General features: G+C 39.4%; 21 protein-coding genes and 2 pseudogenes. 4 read left to right on the top strand and 19 right to left on the bottom strand.

Annotated elements, in window-relative coordinates:
- Window positions 1–906 carry a hypothetical protein gene (locus BAZ21_RS14170; RefSeq protein WP_068501735.1) on the bottom strand — a complete coding sequence of 302 codons (906 nt, stop codon included), beginning with the start codon at window positions 904–906 and terminating at the stop codon, window positions 1–3.
- Between the two features lie 249 nt (window positions 907–1155).
- Here BAZ21_RS14170 and BAZ21_RS14165 point away from each other — a divergent pair, with 249 nt between their 5' ends.
- Both BAZ21_RS14165 and BAZ21_RS14160 read left to right on the top strand, forming a co-directional pair.
- Window positions 1156–2100 (top strand): DMT family transporter, encoded by a 945-nt coding sequence (locus BAZ21_RS14165; protein WP_068501732.1) that lies wholly within the window; start codon window positions 1156–1158, stop codon window positions 2098–2100.
- 99 nt (window positions 2101–2199) lie between these two features.
- Entirely contained in the window at window positions 2200–3048 is an 849-nt protein-coding gene (locus tag BAZ21_RS14160; RefSeq protein WP_068501729.1) for a sulfurtransferase, read from the top strand.
- A gap of 315 nt (window positions 3049–3363) precedes the next feature.
- Here BAZ21_RS14160 and BAZ21_RS14155 read toward each other — a convergent pair whose 3' ends face one another.
- Window positions 3364–3963, bottom strand: a complete 600-nt coding sequence (locus BAZ21_RS14155; protein ID WP_068501728.1) for a YdeI/OmpD-associated family protein — start codon at window positions 3961–3963, stop codon at window positions 3364–3366.
- 390 nt (window positions 3964–4353) lie between these two features.
- Here BAZ21_RS14155 and BAZ21_RS14150 point away from each other — a divergent pair, with 390 nt between their 5' ends.
- Window positions 4354–4779: an exosporium protein C gene (locus BAZ21_RS14150; RefSeq protein ID WP_068501725.1), complete on the top strand. Its 426-nt coding sequence runs from the start codon at window positions 4354–4356 to the stop codon at window positions 4777–4779.
- A gap of 421 nt (window positions 4780–5200) precedes the next feature.
- Here the strand turns inward: BAZ21_RS14150 and comI are convergent, their stop codons facing one another.
- The 7 genes and pseudogenes from comI to BAZ21_RS14125 form a co-directional block, all read right to left on the bottom strand.
- Window positions 5201–5293 carry a competence inhibitor ComI gene (comI, locus tag BAZ21_RS29670; RefSeq protein ID WP_007431380.1) on the bottom strand — a complete coding sequence of 31 codons (93 nt, stop codon included), beginning with the start codon at window positions 5291–5293 and terminating at the stop codon, window positions 5201–5203.
- A 345-nt stretch (window positions 5294–5638) separates the two neighbouring features.
- Window positions 5639–6235 carry a hypothetical protein gene (locus BAZ21_RS14145; protein WP_068501722.1) on the bottom strand — a complete coding sequence of 199 codons (597 nt, stop codon included), beginning with the start codon at window positions 6233–6235 and terminating at the stop codon, window positions 5639–5641.
- 232 nt (window positions 6236–6467) lie between these two features.
- Complete coding sequence (locus BAZ21_RS14140) at window positions 6468–6896, bottom strand: hypothetical protein (protein ID WP_068501719.1); 429 nt, start codon at window positions 6894–6896, stop codon at window positions 6468–6470.
- 69 nt (window positions 6897–6965) lie between these two features.
- Entirely contained in the window at window positions 6966–7295 is a 330-nt protein-coding gene (locus tag BAZ21_RS29665; protein ID WP_256021063.1) for a DUF3024 domain-containing protein, read from the bottom strand.
- Window positions 7296–7534: 239 nt separating this feature from the next.
- On the bottom strand, window positions 7535–7957 hold the full coding sequence (locus tag BAZ21_RS14130) for a hypothetical protein (RefSeq protein ID WP_068501716.1): 423 nt from the start codon (window positions 7955–7957) through the stop codon (window positions 7535–7537).
- A gap of 55 nt (window positions 7958–8012) precedes the next feature.
- Window positions 8013–8189: a hypothetical protein gene (locus BAZ21_RS29005; RefSeq protein ID WP_176718152.1), complete on the bottom strand. Its 177-nt coding sequence runs from the start codon at window positions 8187–8189 to the stop codon at window positions 8013–8015.
- Window positions 8186–8857, bottom strand: a pseudogene (locus BAZ21_RS14125) (response regulator transcription factor). The gene BAZ21_RS29005 and the pseudogene BAZ21_RS14125 overlap by 4 nt, the downstream one beginning before the upstream one ends.
- A 160-nt stretch (window positions 8858–9017) precedes the next feature.
- On the opposite strand from BAZ21_RS14125, the pseudogene BAZ21_RS30390 reads away from it, so the two are divergent.
- Window positions 9018–9175 (top strand): annotated as a pseudogene (locus BAZ21_RS30390) (IS4 family transposase); the annotation flags it as partial.
- Window positions 9176–9247: 72 nt separating this feature from the next.
- Here BAZ21_RS30390 and BAZ21_RS14120 read toward each other — a convergent pair.
- From BAZ21_RS14120 to mauJ, 10 genes are all read right to left on the bottom strand, one after another.
- Entirely contained in the window at window positions 9248–9985 is a 738-nt protein-coding gene (locus BAZ21_RS14120; protein ID WP_084011650.1) for a tyrosine-type recombinase/integrase, read from the bottom strand.
- A 172-nt stretch (window positions 9986–10157) separates the two neighbouring features.
- The gene (locus BAZ21_RS14115; protein ID WP_256021060.1) at window positions 10158–10769 is read right to left on the bottom strand and encodes an AAA family ATPase; all 612 of its coding nucleotides are present in this window, start codon (window positions 10767–10769) and stop codon (window positions 10158–10160) included.
- Window positions 10770–10882: 113 nt separating this feature from the next.
- Complete coding sequence (locus BAZ21_RS14110; protein WP_068501709.1) at window positions 10883–11749, bottom strand: class II fructose-bisphosphate aldolase; 867 nt, start codon at window positions 11747–11749, stop codon at window positions 10883–10885.
- 41 nt (window positions 11750–11790) lie between these two features.
- Complete coding sequence (locus BAZ21_RS14105; RefSeq protein WP_068501706.1) at window positions 11791–12189, bottom strand: hypothetical protein; 399 nt, start codon at window positions 12187–12189, stop codon at window positions 11791–11793.
- A gap of 48 nt (window positions 12190–12237) precedes the next feature.
- A complete protein-coding gene (locus BAZ21_RS14100) occupies window positions 12238–13527 on the bottom strand; it encodes a PTS sugar transporter subunit IIC (protein ID WP_068501703.1) in 1290 nt (429 codons plus the stop codon).
- A 27-nt stretch (window positions 13528–13554) separates the two neighbouring features.
- Window positions 13555–13863 (bottom strand): PTS sugar transporter subunit IIB, encoded by a 309-nt coding sequence (locus BAZ21_RS14095; protein WP_068501702.1) that lies wholly within the window; start codon window positions 13861–13863, stop codon window positions 13555–13557.
- A gap of 59 nt (window positions 13864–13922) precedes the next feature.
- On the bottom strand, window positions 13923–16040 hold the full coding sequence (locus BAZ21_RS14090) for a BglG family transcription antiterminator (protein WP_068501699.1): 2118 nt from the start codon (window positions 16038–16040) through the stop codon (window positions 13923–13925).
- 925 nt (window positions 16041–16965) lie between these two features.
- Window positions 16966–17703, bottom strand: coding sequence for an abortive infection family protein (locus BAZ21_RS14085; protein WP_068501695.1), 738 nt, complete (start codon window positions 17701–17703; stop codon window positions 16966–16968).
- A gap of 237 nt (window positions 17704–17940) precedes the next feature.
- Window positions 17941–19086, bottom strand: a complete 1146-nt coding sequence (locus tag BAZ21_RS14080; RefSeq protein WP_068501691.1) for a hypothetical protein — start codon at window positions 19084–19086, stop codon at window positions 17941–17943.
- Between the two features lie 181 nt (window positions 19087–19267).
- Complete coding sequence (mauJ, locus tag BAZ21_RS14075) at window positions 19268–19849, bottom strand: methylamine utilization protein MauJ (protein ID WP_068501686.1); 582 nt, start codon at window positions 19847–19849, stop codon at window positions 19268–19270.
- Window positions 19850–19917 lie beyond the last annotated feature (68 nt).

Below are 19917 nucleotides of genomic sequence, written 5' to 3'. Positions count from 1 at the left end.
TTATTTATTAGCTTGTAAGCTCTCCAGCGATGTATAAATGAAGGATTCAAAGCCTTCAGCAGGTTCGCCTTGGGGAATGTTCACTTTCACGATGAAAGCACCCGTTGTATTTTCCACAACAATATATTGTTGTGTGATCTTCGAACCGCTCGCTTGCAAGAACAGACGGCTGCTGGACAGCTCTTGAGGCACTGCTGCTTTGTCCAGCTTTTGCACCTTGCCTATGGATGCCAGATCCTTCTCGCCTTCATTTTGAAGCTCATCCAGGTTAAAATCCGAAGGCAGCTTCGTAATCTCAGCGTAATAATGATCATCTACCGCCAAGGCTACGCGGTTTTGGTCGGGAAACAGAGACATCGGATCAAACACATATAGCGAATAGCCCTCTCCTTGTGCCAATGTAGCCGTCTGCGTTTCCTTTTTCCCTTCAAGAGTAAGCTCAAAGGCTTGCGTTTTCGAGCGTTCCCCGCCTACTGCTTGACTGGAACTTCCGTTTTCCTTGCTGCCTGTTGCAGCTTCTGTTTTTTGTATTTTCGTTAAAATGAGCTGCTTCGCGGTCGCGTCCCCCTCAACAGCCTTTTCGCTATATTCAAACGATACTGAATCGCCTTCCTCAAGTCCGGCCACTACCTTGTCCAGTCCGTCCCCCAGTTGGAAGGATTGGGCTTCGCCATTGACTTCGATTTCAACCGTATGCGGATCAGCGGCTCCGTTGTATACGCCTGTGCCTTGTTTGACCTCCGGCTCAGCGTCCGTTTCCGGTTTCACTTGTGGCTGTTGCGTTTGCGGTTGGTTTGCCCCTTGAGGTGCGGTGTTATTGGTTTGCGGTTTCGTTCCACAGGCTGACAGGGCCAACACTGCCACTACAGTCAATAGTATGATTGAAAATGTGTTGTTTTTTTTCATAAAATCCACCTCCATTATGATAGACGAGTTTGTTCGGCAAAAGTTCTACGCTACAGCACACTTAGTCTCCTGCATTTTAATGTCCTTCTCCTGCTCCTGTTTTTTTAAATTCTCAGGTGTTTGCAAAATCCTCATACCACGCAGATGTCAGGTACGGTATAATGGGCTGTATTAAGCCTAATTTTCGAGATACCGTTGGAAGGAACATAGACGTATTTATTTTCCTCCATACGGATGGAGCTGCCACAAATGAATCAAGCACACAAACCGTCGTTTTCTTTTGAATTACTGTACATCGTAGGTATTATCGCCATTTCGTTCTCTTCGATCTTCGTCAGATGGTCTGAAGCCGAGGTGTCCGTCATCGCTATGTACCGTTTGTACCTGACCAATCTCGTCATGCTGCCATTGGTCTGGAAATACCGCACCGAGCTATTCAGCCTCACCCGCAAGCAGTGGATACTGATCCTCTGGTCCGGTGTCGCGTTAGGACTGCATTTCTTGCTCTGGATGGGCTCACTGCGACTGACCACCGTTGCAAGCTCTACCGTTATTATGACATTGGAGCCGATCCTTGTCATGCTCGGTTCTTTTTTGTTTTTCCGGACAGGCACGAATCGAGCGATGCTCATGGGAATGGGGCTGGCCTTTGTCGGCTCACTGGCCATCGGGGCCGGAGATTTTCACGTCTCGGGGCAAGCTCTGCTCGGAGATGCTCTTTCCTTTTTAGGCATGGTAGCTGTTTCCATTCATATGCTGATGGGCAAGCATCTGCGTGATCATTTAAGCGCTTTTGTGTATAATTTTTGGGTTTTCATCATCGCAGCCACATCACTTGCGCTGTATAATGTGGTCAATGCCATTCCTTTTACTGGCTATGCACCACGGGAATGGGGACTGTTCCTGTTGCTTGCGATTGTGCCTACACTGTTCGGACATTACCTGTTTAACTGGCTGCTCAAATACATTAACGCCACCGCGGTGTCGATGGCGGTACTCGGCGAGCCCGTTATTTCTTCCCTGCTAGCTTGGGTGCTGCTGGGAGAAAGACTATCAGCGCTGCAATTTGGTGCAGGCTTCTTCATCCTGCTGGGGGTATGGATTTTTATCCGATACGGAACGGATTTTAAAAAGCCAGTCGTCCACCAAAGTGAACTGTCCAACACGGAGCACCCCCTTAAGGCCAGTTCTTAGCTTATTTACCCCACATTCATAAACCATACTCAATTTATAAATGTAAGGATTTTGCGGAAACCCTTATACATTACTGAAAAAAGAAAGGCGGAATCCTCTATGAAATCCATCGTATCCAAACGCTGGCTGCTGGCTCGCTTGTATGAGCCGGACATTATCATTGCCGACTGCCGTTCCCTGCTCGGACAAGTCGGGGCTGGACGGACTCAATTTAATGAAGACCATATTCCAGGGGCGATTCACTTCGATTTGGAAGAAGACCTTACCGCTCCTCTTGGCGAGCATGGTGGTCGCCATCCATTACCTGATGTGGATACACTTGCCGCACGTCTGAGTCGTGCCGGAATCAACGCAACTTCACGCATCATCGCTTACGATGACCAAGGCGGTATGATGGCTTCCCGCTTCTGGTGGCTCCTGCGCTATCTCGGCCATGAGCAGGTATATGTACTGGAAGAAGGCTACAGCGCTTGGAAGGAAGCGAAGTTCCCCGTTACGGCAGATCAACCGATTCGCATTCCAAGCACATTCACGCCGAATGCGCAGGCGCAAATGCTCACAAGTATGCAAGAGGTGCAACGTGTGTCCGCAGGCTCCGTTCCCGCAGGCTCTCATATATTGATCGACTCGCGTGAGCGTCCGCGCTATCTGGGGCTGGAGGAGCCCATTGATAGAGCAGCGGGGCATATCCCCAGTGCGGTGAATTTCTTTTGGAAAGAAGCATTGGACGAAAAAGGCAGCTTTAAAAATGCGGAACAATTGCAAGAACACTTTGCCGACCTTGACCCAAATGCAGAAATTATCGTGTATTGCGGTTCCGGCGTATCCGCCTGTCCCAATGTACTGGCCCTGAATGAAGCTGGGTTTAGTAAGGTGCGTTTATATCCGGGAAGCTGGAGCGACTGGATCAGTTACGAGGAAAATCCGGTGGCAACCGGGGAAGAATAAGTTTTCAACGGATATACAGGTACTAAAAACAAATACACTGTCCTAGGCGATTAGGCTTACGGCAGTATATTTGCTTTGTTCAAAAGTCAAAAAAATCAACTTGAGCTAAAAGCAGAGAGAGTTCAAAAAATATTTTTCATTCATTTACCCAATAATAGGTATTCACTATTAGTTATAAATTTGATTTTTTCTGCTTTGAAAAATGAAAGAGGGGTTAGGGGGATTTATTTTTCTAATATTACCTTTTTCGTACGAAAACGCAGGCTTGTGATCTCAACTATAGTTATTAATTCAATTCTTTATTTCTTATCGAATTTACCGATCATTTAATCCCTTTCCATTGAGAATGTCCTGCATACATTTTTCAACCCTTGACTCCCGAGTTTTGGATTGTTTGGGTGCAGAAAAATACATAACGTATGCTCTTTGCCGTCCCGGCGTCAATGCATCAAAAGCAGTTTTCAAGGCAGGATTTTCATCTAATTTAGCTTGAAATTCTTCAGGAATGATGAGTTCTGTACTCTTTTTAAAATCCACTTTTAAACCGGCTTTTTCCACTCCAACGGCTTCAACAATATAGGCTTTCAAGATGGTTTCCATCTCAACGATTTCTCCAACATGGGTGAACCGAATCTGGCGCCCCGCCTGCGTATCCTCCCCAGGTTTGATTAGAATACCATTGGGATCATTTAACAAGGCACCTTTGAAAAACATAAGCGCACAGTGTTCTTTAAATCCTTGTATTATAACTATGTTACTTTCCTGAAATGTGTAACAAGGTTTACCCCACTTCAATTCTTCAGTCAGCTGACAGTCAAGAATGATCACTCTCAGTTTCTCCATTTCTTCCTGCCACTTTCTGACTTTACTTAAATATACATCAACCTTAGGATTCATTTTATCTCTATTTGTCATGTTAGTTTCCTCCTGTTGTTTTAATCTATTTCCCTTTGAATGTCTATCTTCATATTACCTCAAGAAAAATATTTTATGTTATAGGATGTCAGCACCTTCATTGAAATACAAAATCACTTTTTTAACTATCGTTTCCCACTAACGTCATTCTATGTCTGCTGAAGCGCTCCTGGTGGATTATAATTATTTAGTAACGTTACAGTTATGAAATACGTAGTAGGTTAGGATTTCTTGTACGTCCCCTTACAATTATTCACCACCACCTGTAATTTGCTCTTTACCATTGTTCATAATGTATTTGATTCAAATCAAAGCATCTTACATAATTGCCCAATCATTCTCTTTGTATCCAACATATCTTGGAGATATCAAACAAGAGGAGTGAATATTTTGGTACGTATTCTCGATAAGGCTGCTGTACAGCCGCGCCGTAGATTCAACTTAGCAAACTCATTTATTATCCGACGTTCACCAGCAAGATCTCTCCTGGCAACAATCACTTTACGGATTCCAGTCAATTCTCAACCTAATCGGGTAGATTTAGTAGCAACTGTGGGTGTTCGAGGTGTCACTGGCATTGCACAAATACTCTTTAGAATCTTCCGCGATGGAAGAGAGATTTTCAACACCCAACAAGGTATCGAATCTGTTGGTTCTGAACAAAATTATGCAGTTACGTTCCAGGCGGAAGATAGAAATGTAAAAGCCGGTGCCCATGTTTACACAGTCACAGCAGAAAACCTTACTGCAAATACAAGAGCCGATGTTGTTGGACCTGTATCGTTTAGTGGATTAGCCGTTAAAACGAGAACCTAATACCATATTTGCAATTTCCAGTACTTGAATGATAGCCCTGTAAAACCTCAATTTTGAGGGAATAGGTACTCCAAAATGGAAAAAGAGATAGAAAAGTAATAAGCAGCTCGTTCCTCGTCAGAGGATGGGCTGCTTTTGCTCATTTCCGAAATCCATCTGCAGACCAAGGCTCCAACGGAGACGCAGCTTGAATATGATGTTATATGATGGAAATGCTTCTTCGAGGTTGCTTGCTAGCCTGCTTTTTCACTTCGTTTATCTATTTTTTGCTTTGATTCATCTTTTCTCATGTGTTATCATATCCTTAAAGAAAGACCAAGTGCGTCAACACTTGGTCAGTACAATTGGCTTGGATGGTTTATCCCTTCTAAAGTCAATGGAATAGAAACCCACCTTTGGCCGTTAACCTTGGGGTGGGTTTTTACTTTCTCTTGTTGTTATTAATATACGTTAAAAGTGCAAGAATGAATGTTCCAAATAATAGCATCAGAGTCATCGCATCTTTCACTTCCATGGGTTTCACCTCCTTTCGAAGGGAACCCATACCCACCCAAGATTCAATTGTAGCTATATTTTACCTGTATTTACATCTGCGCACAAGCGTTCTTATCTACTTTCTTGCATTTTTCCTTAATTCTATTTGTTGTCCATCATTTCTATCAAATAACGTTCTTGTATCTACGAACCTGAGAGGCTTAAGGGAGCAACGCAACTGGATCCAACGGACTTAGCCTCGCAGGATTGTTCACTGATTCAGCTTCTTCGCTTACAACTTCTGATGAACTAAGGGCAAAGTCCGCAGCGTAGATACAATGTTAACTGGAGTTCCCGTCTTCTTCGAAATACTTCCATAACTTTCTTATTTCATAATCCATTGTTTCATCCGGTCTCTCATAGTGCCAGCAATCTCTTTGTCTCTCTTGTTAATCCATTTATATAATGGGCCCTCAATAAATTCCTGTATTTCTTTTCGTGTTTTATCTAGACTGTCTATTAGTTCTTTATATGAATATTGTATAGGGAAATAAACATTACTATCGAGTGTTTCTTGACCATCTGGCCAAACATATGCTTGATCACCGATATATGTAATACCTGGGGTAGGATCATGTCCCATCCATGGACTTTGTTTATTTGAAATAGAGTAAATAACATTAGAAAAATCTTCTAACCCACAGCAACAGCTTGGTAATATATATTTACTCTCGTCTTCAAAGAAGGCAATCCCTCCTGAAATAGCGACTTCTTCTTGCTGCAGTAATTCATTGAAAGACAAACAAAATGATTGTTCTATATTGATATGATTGTAACCAAATAGAAGAATCAAAAATAATTCAACATCTTGCTCACTTGATTGAGGAGAAAGGGGGATAACTTCTTCTCGAGTAACTTCGTTCGTAATCCATTCAGGCTTATCATAATATGGATCAATTATTACTGCTCTAGTGTAAGGCACTGTTGATTCCCCTTAATTTTATTTATCTTACAGGAATTTCAGTTAACGTTCTTGTATTCACGAACCCGAGAACTTTAAGCCCCACGAGGCGGCCGCGACGCGGTTAGGTTCGCAAGTTTATCAGCCTAGATCCACTCCATCGAAAATTCCTCGGGAGGACCAAGGAGCCATCAAGTTCCGCAGCGTGAATAAGATGTTATGTGATGTGATGTCGACAACTTCCTCGAATTAGCTAAATGCCTAGTACTGAAATATAATTTTGGGATTTCAACTGCTCTTTAATCCATGTTTGAAATTCGTTAATTAATTCTCTCAGTTCTTCAATGTTATTTTCATAGTCTTTTATAAATTCATCTTCACTACATCCAAAGAAAAAGCCAATATGCTCTTTAAGTGTATTCATTTCGGGTTGTCCTTCAAGAAGATTCATTACTCTTTCTAATCTCCCTAGGATTCTCCACCAAATTTCCTTTTGAATCTCATTAAAAGCATAGTGATCATAAGTAGTATATTCACTTTCAATTGATTTCTCTATAAAACCAAATACTTCTTCAGTCAAAAAGATTGAAGTATCATTCCAACATTGACCAAGATATCTACCAGGCAAAATTTCAATATAACAAGTGCCTTCAAGTTCTTCTTTATTTCTTATTATCTTCATTGTGCTTACCTCTTAAATAATATGGTCGATTTGAATATTATGTTATGAGATGTCATTGACCTCTTTGAATCATCCCCAAAACAGTCCGTTATGCCCTTCATCCACGATCTTTAACTGTTTTTCAAAATCTTCATCCGGTTCTATATCATCTATGAAATGCCATTTCCCCTTGCTGTCTTGCCAATATATTTTCCATTCGTTTTCATCTAATCTGAACTGAGCTACAGGTAACTGCACCCATTGATCACTTTTGAATCCTTGTCTTTCTTCAATTAATGTCACATGATTTCCTCTGATCTTATAACTGATTTTAATCTGGTTTTTCACATGTTCTGGTACTGCATTTTGTATATATTTTTCCATGATTTTATTAATCCGCTTACTCGTAAAGTTATCCATGGATTTTGTCTCTCCCGCCCTGATCCGTTTTGCAATGATTATATCACAATGATGTCTCATAACGTTCCTGCATTCACGAACCCTCACCGACTTAAAGGCCGAAGGCCTGGGCGCGATGCTCTTAGTCAGTGCAAAGTTGTCCCAGCAGTCACTTCCTCGCCTAATGCTTCCGGGACCCGGATCGACTTGCCTCGGCCCTTAGCGTTGAATGAAATCATTGTAACTTCTTTAAACCTGCTTTAATTATTATTATTCTGATTTGCTCGCTCTTTTATCTCTTTAATTATTCCTCTATATCTTTCTACATCATATTGAAAGTTCAAGCCGTGCGTAATCATTATGCTCTTTAGATCATCAAATTTATGTATTAATTCTTCTAAGAAATCGACTATTTGGTTCCAGGAGAAAGCAAATTTATTAGAAGTCTTAACGAATTGTTCCTTAAAAGGCGATTGCTCAGTTAACCAAAACAATCTATCATCCTCATGACTGACTTCACCATAGTATCCCCCACAACCAAATATACCGCAAGTACAAGTGAACATAAGATACTTTCCTGGACAGATTAATGATTTAAAAAAACTCGTCTTCAACAAACACTTCATATCTACTGACAGTACATCAAGTCTATTTTCATCTGTTTTTTTTAAGAATATCTTCATGGCTCTCCCCGAACTTCATTGTATGATCACAATATTTCGCCTAACGTTTCTGTATTCATGAACTCCCTCGTCTGCCTGCTCCAGCCTCTTCGAAATCCAATATGCAGCCGATCACCGCTATCAGTCCGCTACCTACCCGGAAAAGCATCAACATCCAGCACAGCACAACAAAGATGAGGATGTTCATAATCAGGAACAGCAATCTATCCTTGATATAATCCACGATTCTCATGGCAAAATATACCCGAGCCCGCGCCGCGTCTCGATGCTGTTCTGCATGCCGATTTCCTCGAGTTTCTTCCGAAGCCGGACGACATTCACCGACAAATTATTGTCGTCCAAAAAAAGGTTCGAGCTCCACAAATAATCGATCAGATCTTCGCGAGATACGATGCTCCCTTGCTTCCTGATCATATAAGAGAGGATTTTCAATTCATTTTTGGTCAATTCGAGCTCTTTGTCTTTATGGACAATCGTCCCGCTCAACAAGTTCAGCTTAAGCTCTCCGTATGCAAGGCTGTCTTACGCCTTGACCGATAATCCGCGAGTCCGCTTCAAAATTGACGCAATCCGGGCCAGCAAGATTTGTGTATTGTAGGGCTTTGCAACAAAATCGTCGGCCCCCAGGTTCATGCTCATCAATTCATCCACCTCGCTGTCGCGGCTTGTGACGATAATAATTGGGGTATCTGATTTTTTTCTGATTTCTCTGCAGATATGAAATCCGTCGAACATAGGCAGGTTAATATCGAGCAAGATCAGATCGGGCCTTTCGCGTTCGATGTCTTCCATTACCCTATCGAATTGGGTCAGTGCCGCAACCTCGTAATCATATTTTTTCAAAAACAGAGCCAGTTCGTCTCTGATGACATCGTTATCCTCAATTATCAATATTTTCATTAGCACCACTTCCGTTTTTTTGTGATCAGTGAACGTCTCGAAATTGGAATCTTCAATCTAATCTCCGATAAAATACATTATTTAATTGGAATTGTAATTATCGTTTAAATGGTTTTCAAACTTTGAACCAAATCGATATATTTCAGTGGTGTCACCTATTATGATAGACCATCAGCCCAATCTAGATCAACTACTAACGAAGTAAAGTCTGGTTTTCAAGAACTGAACGTCATGAAATATCTTCGGCAAGCAGGATTCCGTAAACGAATGGACTTCAGTCCGGCCAGCCTGTTTCAACTCGTCTTCGTCCTCCTATTTCAAGTGTAATTGGATTACCACAAAATGGAAGTGGGAAGATACATCAATACCCTCCCACACGATTTCCCCTCTTCAATCCAATAACTTCTCTTTATACAATCGCCTCATAGACGACGATTTCGCATGCTTGAATCTCATCTCCGGCCGCCACAGATTCACGTATTCTTTGACCATGTCCTGCGAGGTATGGCCCAAAATATCCTGCAGGCTGTAGGGATCGCCTTCATTCATAATATACAGCTTGGCAAAGGTATGCCGGAAGGTATGCGGGCTGGAGCGTACGTCCTTAATCCCCGCCGCTTCCCCATACTTTCGAATAGCGGCTTGAACAGATCGTACCCCTAGCGAATGGCCATCCAATGTGACGAAAAAGTGCGATGACGGTACTTCTCCTCTGGCTTTGATATACCGAATCAGCAACTTGCGGACATCGTCACAAAATGGAATATCCCGCGGCTTCCGACTCTTCCCGATGACCCCGAGCAACTGGCTTTCCTTCACATCGACCTGGTTCATTTTAAGCTTGGTCAGTTCACCAACTCGCAGACCACAATCCAAAACCAAGGACAGCATGACGAAATCACGGAAGCCGGTGAAGGTCTGCTGATCAGGTTGCTGAAGCAGTGCAATAACCTGATCCTCTGAGAATGAAGCTATCGTTGGCCGGTGGCCTTTGCGCAACTTCAAATGCTCAGCAGGATTATGCGCAATCCAGCCCTCGTCCGATAGGAACTGAAAGAGTCGTTTTATGGCTTTGATCCGGTTATTGATCGTATTGAGCTTGTATCCCTTTTTTTCGACCATCACCATAATGAATTGATTCCTCAGAAAATCCGTTGAAACCTCAAGTAGTAACCATCAGTATATATATCTATTGTATTCATACAATTTGGCAATTCACTTCTTATCTTCTTCACATTATTCTCGATATTGACCGAATTCAGGATTAATTCTTTAGACCAAGGAATTTTCCTATACTTACTCAATTCTCTGCACAATCATTTTCATCCCACAGTTTTATATCTTCCAACAACTTAGAATAATTCACTTTTGTATAATCTGTTACATCTACTTCATATAACTTCCCTAGTTTAAACGTGTCATATCCTCTTGTTGTACATCTTTTTATAAATTCTTCATAAGTCAATAAATGATCTGCTTTACCTCTATCGGCCAAATACCGCCCTTTTTTATATGAAGTTACAATATGACTTAAATGCCTTGACGGATCCAAATCCCGCTTTTTTTGTCGTTCAAACAAAATATCTAAATCTCCAATTAATCGAATAGTCAGAACCTTATAACCATATTCTTCTACCAATTTCTGAATATTGGGTTTTTGCTTCTGACTAAAAGGATAATCAGATATGATATTTTTTTCTCCTTGCATTTGTTTCTCCATTAATTCATAATATTTTACCCATGCTATCTTCTCTACCTCTTGCTTTTCTTCCAGATTATTGTAACCATACAAATCAGAATAGTATTCTTTCAGACTATCCTGAGAAAGCATATGAAATGGACCTAAAGAATTTATCAAGATATTGCTCAGATAAGTTTTTCCTGTACCTGGTAAACCCGCTAATAAGATCAAAACCCTATCCATCCCTATCACCTCATTAAAAAAGAGCACAAGGAATTCTTGTACTCTTCTTATTATTCTGCTCTTCATTATCCCTTATGAAAAAGACTAACACACTTTTGTAATTATTTTACTGTATTGAGATGACCCTCTTTATTCATAAAGATTCCTATTTTGTGTTTTACAACTTCTTTCACTGCCTCATTACATGGGATGATATTATGACGTAATGATTTATTTACTTTTGTTTCTCTAAATGTTTCCTTCGCTGTTTGTGTCCATGTTACTAACAACTCAGTACCAACATTGAATTTACGAATCCCATTATCAATTAATTCATGAATATCCTTTTCGTTTACACCTGTCCCCCCATGGATAACTAGAGGTACATCGACTACCGCATTGATTTCTTTTAATAGTGGTATATTTACTTCTGTTTTGGATTTATATTGACCGTGATTAGTACCGATTGCGATTGCTAAAGCATCTACTCCTGTTGCTCTAACAAAATCTACGGCATCTTTGGGATCTGTATAGCTCTTCTTATCTTCATCTACATGGATCCCTTCTTCAGTACCGCCAATAGTTCCTAATTCACCCTCTACTGAAACACCATGTTTATGAGCATAGTTTACTACCGCTCTTGTCTTCATAATATTCTCTTTAAAAGGTAAATGAGAACCATCGAACATTACGGATGTATATCCTTTGTGAATTGCCTCTTTAATATCATCAAAGTCTCTTGCATGGTCCAAATGCAACACTACATCTACCATTTCTGTTGTAGCCATAGACTTGCATACGGCAACGAAATTTTCATGACCTATATATTTCGCTGTATCAATACTTGTTTGAATAATAATGGGTGCCCCTTGCTCTTTTGCCGCACGTATCATATCAGGTAACATCTCTAAATTATGTGCGTTAAATGCACCGACAGTATAATTTAATTCTTCAGCTCTTAGTGCTGCTTCTTTTAATGTAATATACATAAAATCATATCCCTCCTGAGAATTCTTTATATTTTGCTACCTTATCGCACACCACGTGTAACATCTTTAGAAACCTGCATCATTTGATCCATCTTCTTTAAATAGATCTGTAATGATTCTTCATCATTTACTTTTGCTGCTTCCGCACGTTTCTTGTTATAAAGTTTTAATAAAGTCTTATAACCTTCTCCAACTGATTTTTTTGCTTGAAGACTTTTTTCAAATGCATCGATCGCATCATCCTCTTCACCAAGCTCATGAAATGCTAAGCCGATCTCTTCATAAACTTTTGCTTGTTCCTCTCCAGCTATTTGACTTACTTCTTCCTTCTTCAAGGAAATAGTACGTAATAATTCTTCCTTACGCTCTTCTGTTAATACCACTTCTGCTGCCGCTTCTTTTTTCGGTTCTTTATTCTTCTTCTTACCAAATCCAAACATGATGCAAACCTCCCACTACCTCTTTCTTAAAAAGGTCCACTTAAATTCCTAAAATGCTTTTAGAATTGGACCAATGATCCATGCATATAGTAAAGCGGCTGTTACGGTATCTACATCTGTCGCTGTTGCATTGACAAATCCCATATTATTGAAAATGGTAACTAACAGTGCCGGTAACAGCGTAATGAAGAAGCCATGTACAATACCTCCAATAATTGCTCCGCGACGTCCACCCGTTAAGTTACCAAAGATCCCGGCAGTACCACCCGCGAAGAAGTTTGTTAGTATACCTGGCAAGATCATAGCCCAACCAAAGACAGGCAATACAAACATGGCAATAATTGAACCTATCGTAGTTGTGATGAACCCTACAATGACTGCATTAGGGCTATATGGAAACAGTACTGGACAATCCAACGCAGGTACCGCATTTGGAACCAGGCGCATTGCGATCCCTCTAAATGCCGGAACAATTTCACCCAGCAATAAGCGAACCCCGGCTAATAAGACATATACCCCTACTACGAATTGAATAGACTGTATAAACGCAAACATGATATAGTTGGTATTTCCCGATAAGGTAGAACCAAACTCTGGACCTGCAAACGCTGCCGTAATGATATAAAGCGGAACCATCAATACCATCAATGATAAATACGTATCTTGTAAAAACTCTAATTGCGTTGGTAATTTCAAATCTTCAACTGATTTTTTGTTTTCACCCTTTTCACCAAATAGTTTCGCTACACCCGCTTCAAATACATATCCAACCGTACAAAAATGTCCCAGAGCAATTTCATCCATACCCGTAATCTTACGAACAAACGGTTGTGCAATCGCCGGCATAGCTACGGCAAAAATCCCCCCAATGAAACCGCCTACCAAAATCAATGCGGCGCCGCGCAAACCTGCGAAATAACCAAACACCGTTGTCATCGTTGACATCCAAAGAATCGCCTGACCCGTTAAAAAGATATACTTCCATTTCGTAAACCGCGCAATTAAAATATTGAATACAAAGATAGCCAAAAATGTTAATGCAATATCCCGACCTAAACCTAAGTCATTCATTGCTTGACCGTTAATTGCTTCAATCGAAGGAATAATCCCTTGCATATGGAACCCTTCTGTGAAAATCTTTCCAAAATAAGTCAAACTATTGACAATAATACTAGAACCCGCCGACAACACCATAAACCCTAACAACGTCTTTAACGAACCTGAAATCACTTGTCCTAATGACTTCTTTTGCAAAATCAATCCTAACATGGCAATCAACGCAACGGTGATTGATGCTTGTGTCAAGATATTCTGGATAATAAAGTTTACTACTCCCATTTTCTCCCTCCTTATTTCCAGAATGGATTAAGCCAAAGCGCCCTTTTCCTGTAATACCGGGGTGATTTTTTCTTCAATTTCTTGTTTGGATACAATATTTTTCAAATAAATAATTGTCGTTTGTTTGGGATCAATTGAGAATTTCTCAAATTGAGTTTGGAAATTTTGTGCAGTCATAATGATATCCGGCTTATTTGATACTGCGGACGAGATATCACTATGATCCAGTTTCGCATCAACACCCAGCTTCCTTAGAACATCCTCAGCCGCCATTTGACAAGCAAAGCTGCTTCCCAAGCCTGCTCCACATACAAATAAGATATTTACTTTTTTCATACTGCTCTCCCCTTAATTTAAATCGTTTGGTTTCTACTCATCCTATCTTGAAATCTGTCTTATTGAATCTTCTGCTCGCTTTGTATATCCTGAATTGGGGGATTCCCGTGTAATGCCTCATTAAAAGCCCTCATATCTTTTGCAACAATTAACTTATTTAATTTTTCTGTATCGTCAATTAACTCAACCAGACTTTTCATAATTCTTATATGCGAATGTGAATTTACTGCAGCTAAGCAAAAGACAATTTTTACAGGATCGTTATCCGGATGGCCAAAATGAACTGGCTCCTTCAACGTCATGACACTGATGCCTAATTTATTGACTCCGTCTTCTGGCCGTGCATGTGCTAACGCTAGATGCTTTCCCACAACAATATATGGCCCAAATTCTTCAACAGACTTAATCATTGCGGTTATATATCGCCCTTCGATGACCTCCTCTTGTAATAGAGGCATTGCAACCTTCATTATCACCTCCTTCCAGTCTTGCCCTTCCTGATTTAGTAAAATGTTAGAATCCGTTAAAACATCCTGCAGCATCGGCTGTATCTCCCTTGTATTAATTTTTAAATGATGTTGTTTGAAAGTTTCTTCTACTTTCTCATAGCTTTCCTGTGTGATCGTACCGCCGCTTTCAACGATCAATGCCAGAACATCCTGGATAAGCTTCGTGGCATCCAATTTATTGGAAATCGTTCTTCTTTTATTTTGGTGTTCAAATAAGAACGCTTTCACTTCCTTCTTATCACTTTCCATTAAAATAGGGTTTAGTAATAAAATCGGCTTTTTAGGGTACTCAATGGGAATTGAAGTAAAGATCAGATCTACATCCAACTTGTCAATAAAAGCTAATTCATACGAGCTTAAAACGGCTACAATCTCGATATTGAACTGCCTTTTTAAATTGGAAGCTAATAGTTTTCCGGTTGAAATTCCATGATTACAAACGACAACCGCCTGATAAACATCTTGTTCTTCTTGGTTCATCCGGCTTGCTGAAGTGGAAAAATACACGGTTAGGAAGCCAATCTCATCTTCCGATAATGCTTTCTTGGTATAATCCTCTATTCGCTTGCTGAAGCAGGCTACTGCGTTATAAATTACTGCATAAGATTCTTTAATCGTGTCTTTCAATGGATTAAATACCTGTAAATCGTTCTTGGTTCTACTTAACAATCCGGTGATATGCTTATACAAACCTTCATATAAATCTTCTTCTTCCTGAGAAAAAGGAATCCCCGTTACTTTCTCTACATGTTCTATTAATTGAATCGCTAACAATTGTGCTGCAACCCAATCAAATGAACTATTCATATCTTTTGGTTTCAACGATTCAATGGTGAATGTAATATATTTAATTTCATTTAACGAAGGATATAATGAAAAATCGGCACAAATCGAATCCACAAAATTTCTTACCGGGCCTTCTTTTATCTCTGCCCGTGCCTTTGTTAATTCACTAACGGTATTTCCTTCTTGTACACGTCTTCCCCATATAGCTACAAACAAAGTGATCTGGTTACGGTACACATGATTAGTCTCCACATTAGACTTTTTCAATAATTCATCATAATGTTTCCCGAGTGTTTGCAATACTTTTCGATCCAAATAATCCAGTACAAATTTACTTACGGTATCTGTATACCGCATCAGTTGATCAATATCTGTCATACTATTAATAACCTCAAACAGCATAGACCGTATGGACCGCTCATCCCCTTGCAATACAATGCCTTGCTTCGTCAAGCTTTCGACGGAAATCCCATATTGATTTAAATATTGACGAAGTTTACGCATATCTTCATCCAACGTACTTTTAGATACCTGCAACTTCCCTTCCATTTCATAAAGCAACGTGGTTTTTGTAGTATCTGTAATATCCAACAGCAAGGCAAGAAAACGTTCATCCGGTCGATAATAATTCTTTTCCTTATTGTCACCGACTTGCGCCAGTAACTTTTTCGTTTCTTTATCAGGCAGAACCAATTTCATTCCTTCGCCTCTTGAAGTAGTAACAACTGGATAATTATTTTCAGCCAAATATTCATTAATCAGCACCAATTCGTTTCGTAAAGTACGTTCACTGATACGAAATTCTTTGCTCAAATCCTCAAAAGTTAATGGCGTACTTACTCTTAAAAATCTTGCAAATATTCGTCGTGTCCGTTCCTTCATAAAATGTAACCCCTTTCTTAATTTGATTATAGTTATTTAAATTTAATAAGTTTAGTACAGCTTTTTGCAACTTTAATTCGCAAGAATGTAAGCGCTACCGAGCTGGTGGATATCATACGAAAAAAAAGATTTACCTTAAACGTGTGTACCGGTTAATGAAGCTGAAGGGGTCAAAAAGCGTATTTAAGAGCGCTATTCTTGGCCCTTTATGACAAATCCATTGTCTCCTATGTATTCGGGCGTTCCAAATAACAAGCTTCTTGTGTTCCAGACCTTGAAATTAGCTTTACTAGAAGCTTCGGGAAGTAAACCTATGCTTCATAGTGACTGAGGCTATCAATACACTTCGCTGGCTTTCATCGATAATAGCCCTATGGAATCGTTTTGGGGAACTTTAAAATGAGAGGTATTATTTAGATACTTATCCTACCTTTGAGGAGCTTGAAAGAGACATTAGGACCTACTCCACTTTTACAATTATGAACGGTTGCAAGCAAAAAAAAACGGCCTCAGTCCAAAGAAATTCAGGACCAAGGCCGCTTAATGGCTCAAAACCATAATTAGTGGTTGACGAAGTAGAAAAGCAAGTAGAACGAGGATGAAAATGGAAAAACAGTTACCTCTGAAGTAGGACTTTATTATTATGTAATAAAATACTAGCGACTCTAAATTGGAATTTATTTGAACCAACGTTGTATGAAATCATCATATTATCGGTTCATTCCTTCTCTGAAATTTCTAGATCATTATGGTTTGCTGATATTTCCTATAACGTTTCTGTATTCATGAACCCCAATGGGGTTGTTTGCTGATATGCCTCTCCGAAATCCAACTCGCAGACCAAGGCTCCAACGGAGCCGCAGCTTGAATATTATGTTATAAGATGTCAACGTCAGCCCTGGAATTCATACAAACAACTATTCATTTATTTGGGTTTTTCTTCCCAAGAAGAAAATAAAAAGTCAGCCATAGCTCCAGCAAGATTAACAGCTAATTGTGCATGTCTCTTTGATGGCTTTGGTACTCTATGACTTCTACCGTGTGCATCACTATGCTTATTTCTTAGGGAACCTAACCCATTAACAACCGAAGAGCATCCACCTAATATTTGTTTAAATATATCCTCTGTATGTTTATCGGGGGATAAGTTTAAAACCGACTGAACACCCTTGTAAAGTTGAGGCATTTCCCACTTATCCTCGTACTTCACTCCTTCTTGATCCATTATGAATTTACAAATAGTTTCCAACAATGTTCTTGCAATCGTAATTGCACCTTCTGGATCAGACTCTCTTCTTTCAAGGGACTTTGTCCAAGCTTCTTGGATATAATGTGCATCTACTTTGCCTGAAAGAGTCTCAGTAATTATATTATCTGCTGGTATACTATTGTCGTTCTCTAATAAAGTAAGGACTGCATCAAATTCATCTCTCAAATGATCACGACGCCCTTGATAAGTATCCGATTCCTGCTTGATATATCCCCAAAATTCAGAAATAGTACGACAAGTATGTATAAACCGTGGCAAGTACTTCTTAATTCGTTGGTTTTCGAGTAATGATTTTCGGAGATTTCTATACTCCAATTCGTTGACAACACCACCTGTTGCCTTTGAGACTACTATATTCTTCAATGTCTCAACTTCTATTAAAGTGTCTTCCAAACAATTCACCCTCTTTAATTTTATGGGGATTTCTTATAACGTTCCCGTATTCACGACGTCCTTCCCTCTTAGATAGCTCTTATCTTAGGGGGAAGGATGTGTCGAGCTGAATAATCCTCCCCGCTACTGCCAATGGCATCCCTGAATCCACATCTGACTTCGGCCGGACCGAGGGGCGAATGCCCTGAAGTGTGAATATGTTGTTATGTGACGCAATAGCCTTCTATGAAATGCAAATTAATCTTTATTCTTTTTGATTGTTTCAAGCATCGTATAAGTAGACTCCCAATTTATTCTTTCAAAATATACATCAGCTGACATATCCTTATTAATCTTATCTAAATAAGAATCCAGCCAGTAAAAGAATTCCCACTTTCCGTTAAATAGAAATTTTAGAATTTTAAATTTAATTTGCAATTCAATATTAATTTTATATCCTTTAAACCGAAAGAAACTGTCAGTTCTGTCTATCCCAGGGCATAAATAATGCTCAATGAATCCATCTGGAGGATAGTAATTTTCCTCCTCAAAGTTGACAAAAATATCAATATCAAATCTATCAGTTGTTAATCGAATTGTATTTTTATCAATTCTTTTTACTTTACTATTTCTAGGTAAAACTAAATCAAATCGATTAAATCTTGCCCCATCCTTACCATATGCAAAAACTGTTTCACCCACCTTGAGAACTACCTTCTTGCCATTCACAATATATTCTTTCGGTGGTTCTTCTACCTTGTTTTTTTTAATTTCAAATGAAGCCCTCTCTTCCATAGGCTTTGAAAATAAATTTAGAAATCTGTTCTGGAAAAGTACTTCAGGAATCTCATTTCGCCCTATCTTTTGAAGATTTTTCTCATTATATCTGTCATCATTAAAATAATCTGTGAGGTGAGTTGATAATTCTTCGATAATAAAATATTCAACAAGCTCTTCAATCACAATTCTAGACTTACTTATTCTTCCATGTATCCAATCACCAACTGTATGGAAACACCCTATCGGTTCTCGATCCCAAATTGCTTTAATATCTTTATCTTCTGACATTGCAGCTACTAAATATTCATTGATTTTTCTTGAAAACTTGTACCTATCAATATCAAGAAGCGAATTTTCGTTATTATCATGAATGATAAAACTTTCAATAGTTATAATCTTTCTCAAACTCTTCAATACGAACCGAATAAGGTAGCAAAGAACAAGTAATGAAACAGCACCTCCAAGCCAAAAACCCGTCTGTGCATTAAAACCACTGGTTAAGGTTATACTCCCAGCAATAACATTAAGTCCAAAAGATAATAATATAGTAATACTAATAAATCGGATTACATTTCCACGATCATTTAACATTTCATTAAGATAATTTTTTCTGTTTTGCATCATCGAATTCCCTCTCAATAATTTACTTTGCTCTTGTGTCACATAACGTTCCCGTATTCACGACGCCTGGCGTATGCCAGGTATATCCGGCTGCTTCTGCTTCCCTGAAATCCCTCTGCCGGGCCGAGGGCGTATGATACGTGAATATTATGTTATGTGCTGTACCGTGACTCCATGGATACGCTTAATAATACTTAATTAGTTGTCCACTAGTCGGTATCATTAGTTCATCACTCATAATTATTTCCGCTAATTCTTTGATAACCTCAATCTCTCTTCCAATCCTAAAGTTATCTTCATGATTGTCAGCATCTGCAATGGGTTCGCCGCTAATGATATTAGAATGTGCTATAGCACATCTCCCGGAATGATAAAAATGTTCTCCCAAGTTAGTGATGCCTTCCTGCTTCAACTGTTCAATCTTACTTTTACTTTTAATGAGTTTCTCTATATTATTATTTATCCAGTCTTTTTGTTCTTTCCCCGTCTTATAAGTCATATTGATGATTTTAAAACAACTCAAAAATTTATAAAAAATACTATTTGAACTGAATGCTTCTCTATAAATTCCTAAAGCAATTTTCTGTTCATGTGTTGAAGCTATTTGCCTGTAACTAGTTAAATCTATTCCCCCACCTATCCTTGCAAATTTTCGAAACGCAACGTTAGTAGGCGTCTTATGAGAGGCCCATCCACCACCAGCAATGATCTCTGGATCGGCTACACTTAGTTGGACAACAAAAATAAGGGCTTGTAGAATAAACATATCTTCATAAGGAGCGGATCATCTACATGCCTAAACAACGACGTACCTTTACAGCAGAGTTCAAGAAA

The sequence above is a fragment of the Paenibacillus kribbensis genome, from assembly GCF_001705305.1.
Taxonomy (GTDB): Bacteria; Bacillota; Bacilli; order Paenibacillales; family Paenibacillaceae; genus Paenibacillus; species Paenibacillus kribbensis_B.
This window is presented reverse-complemented; position numbering and strand designations above follow the sequence as displayed.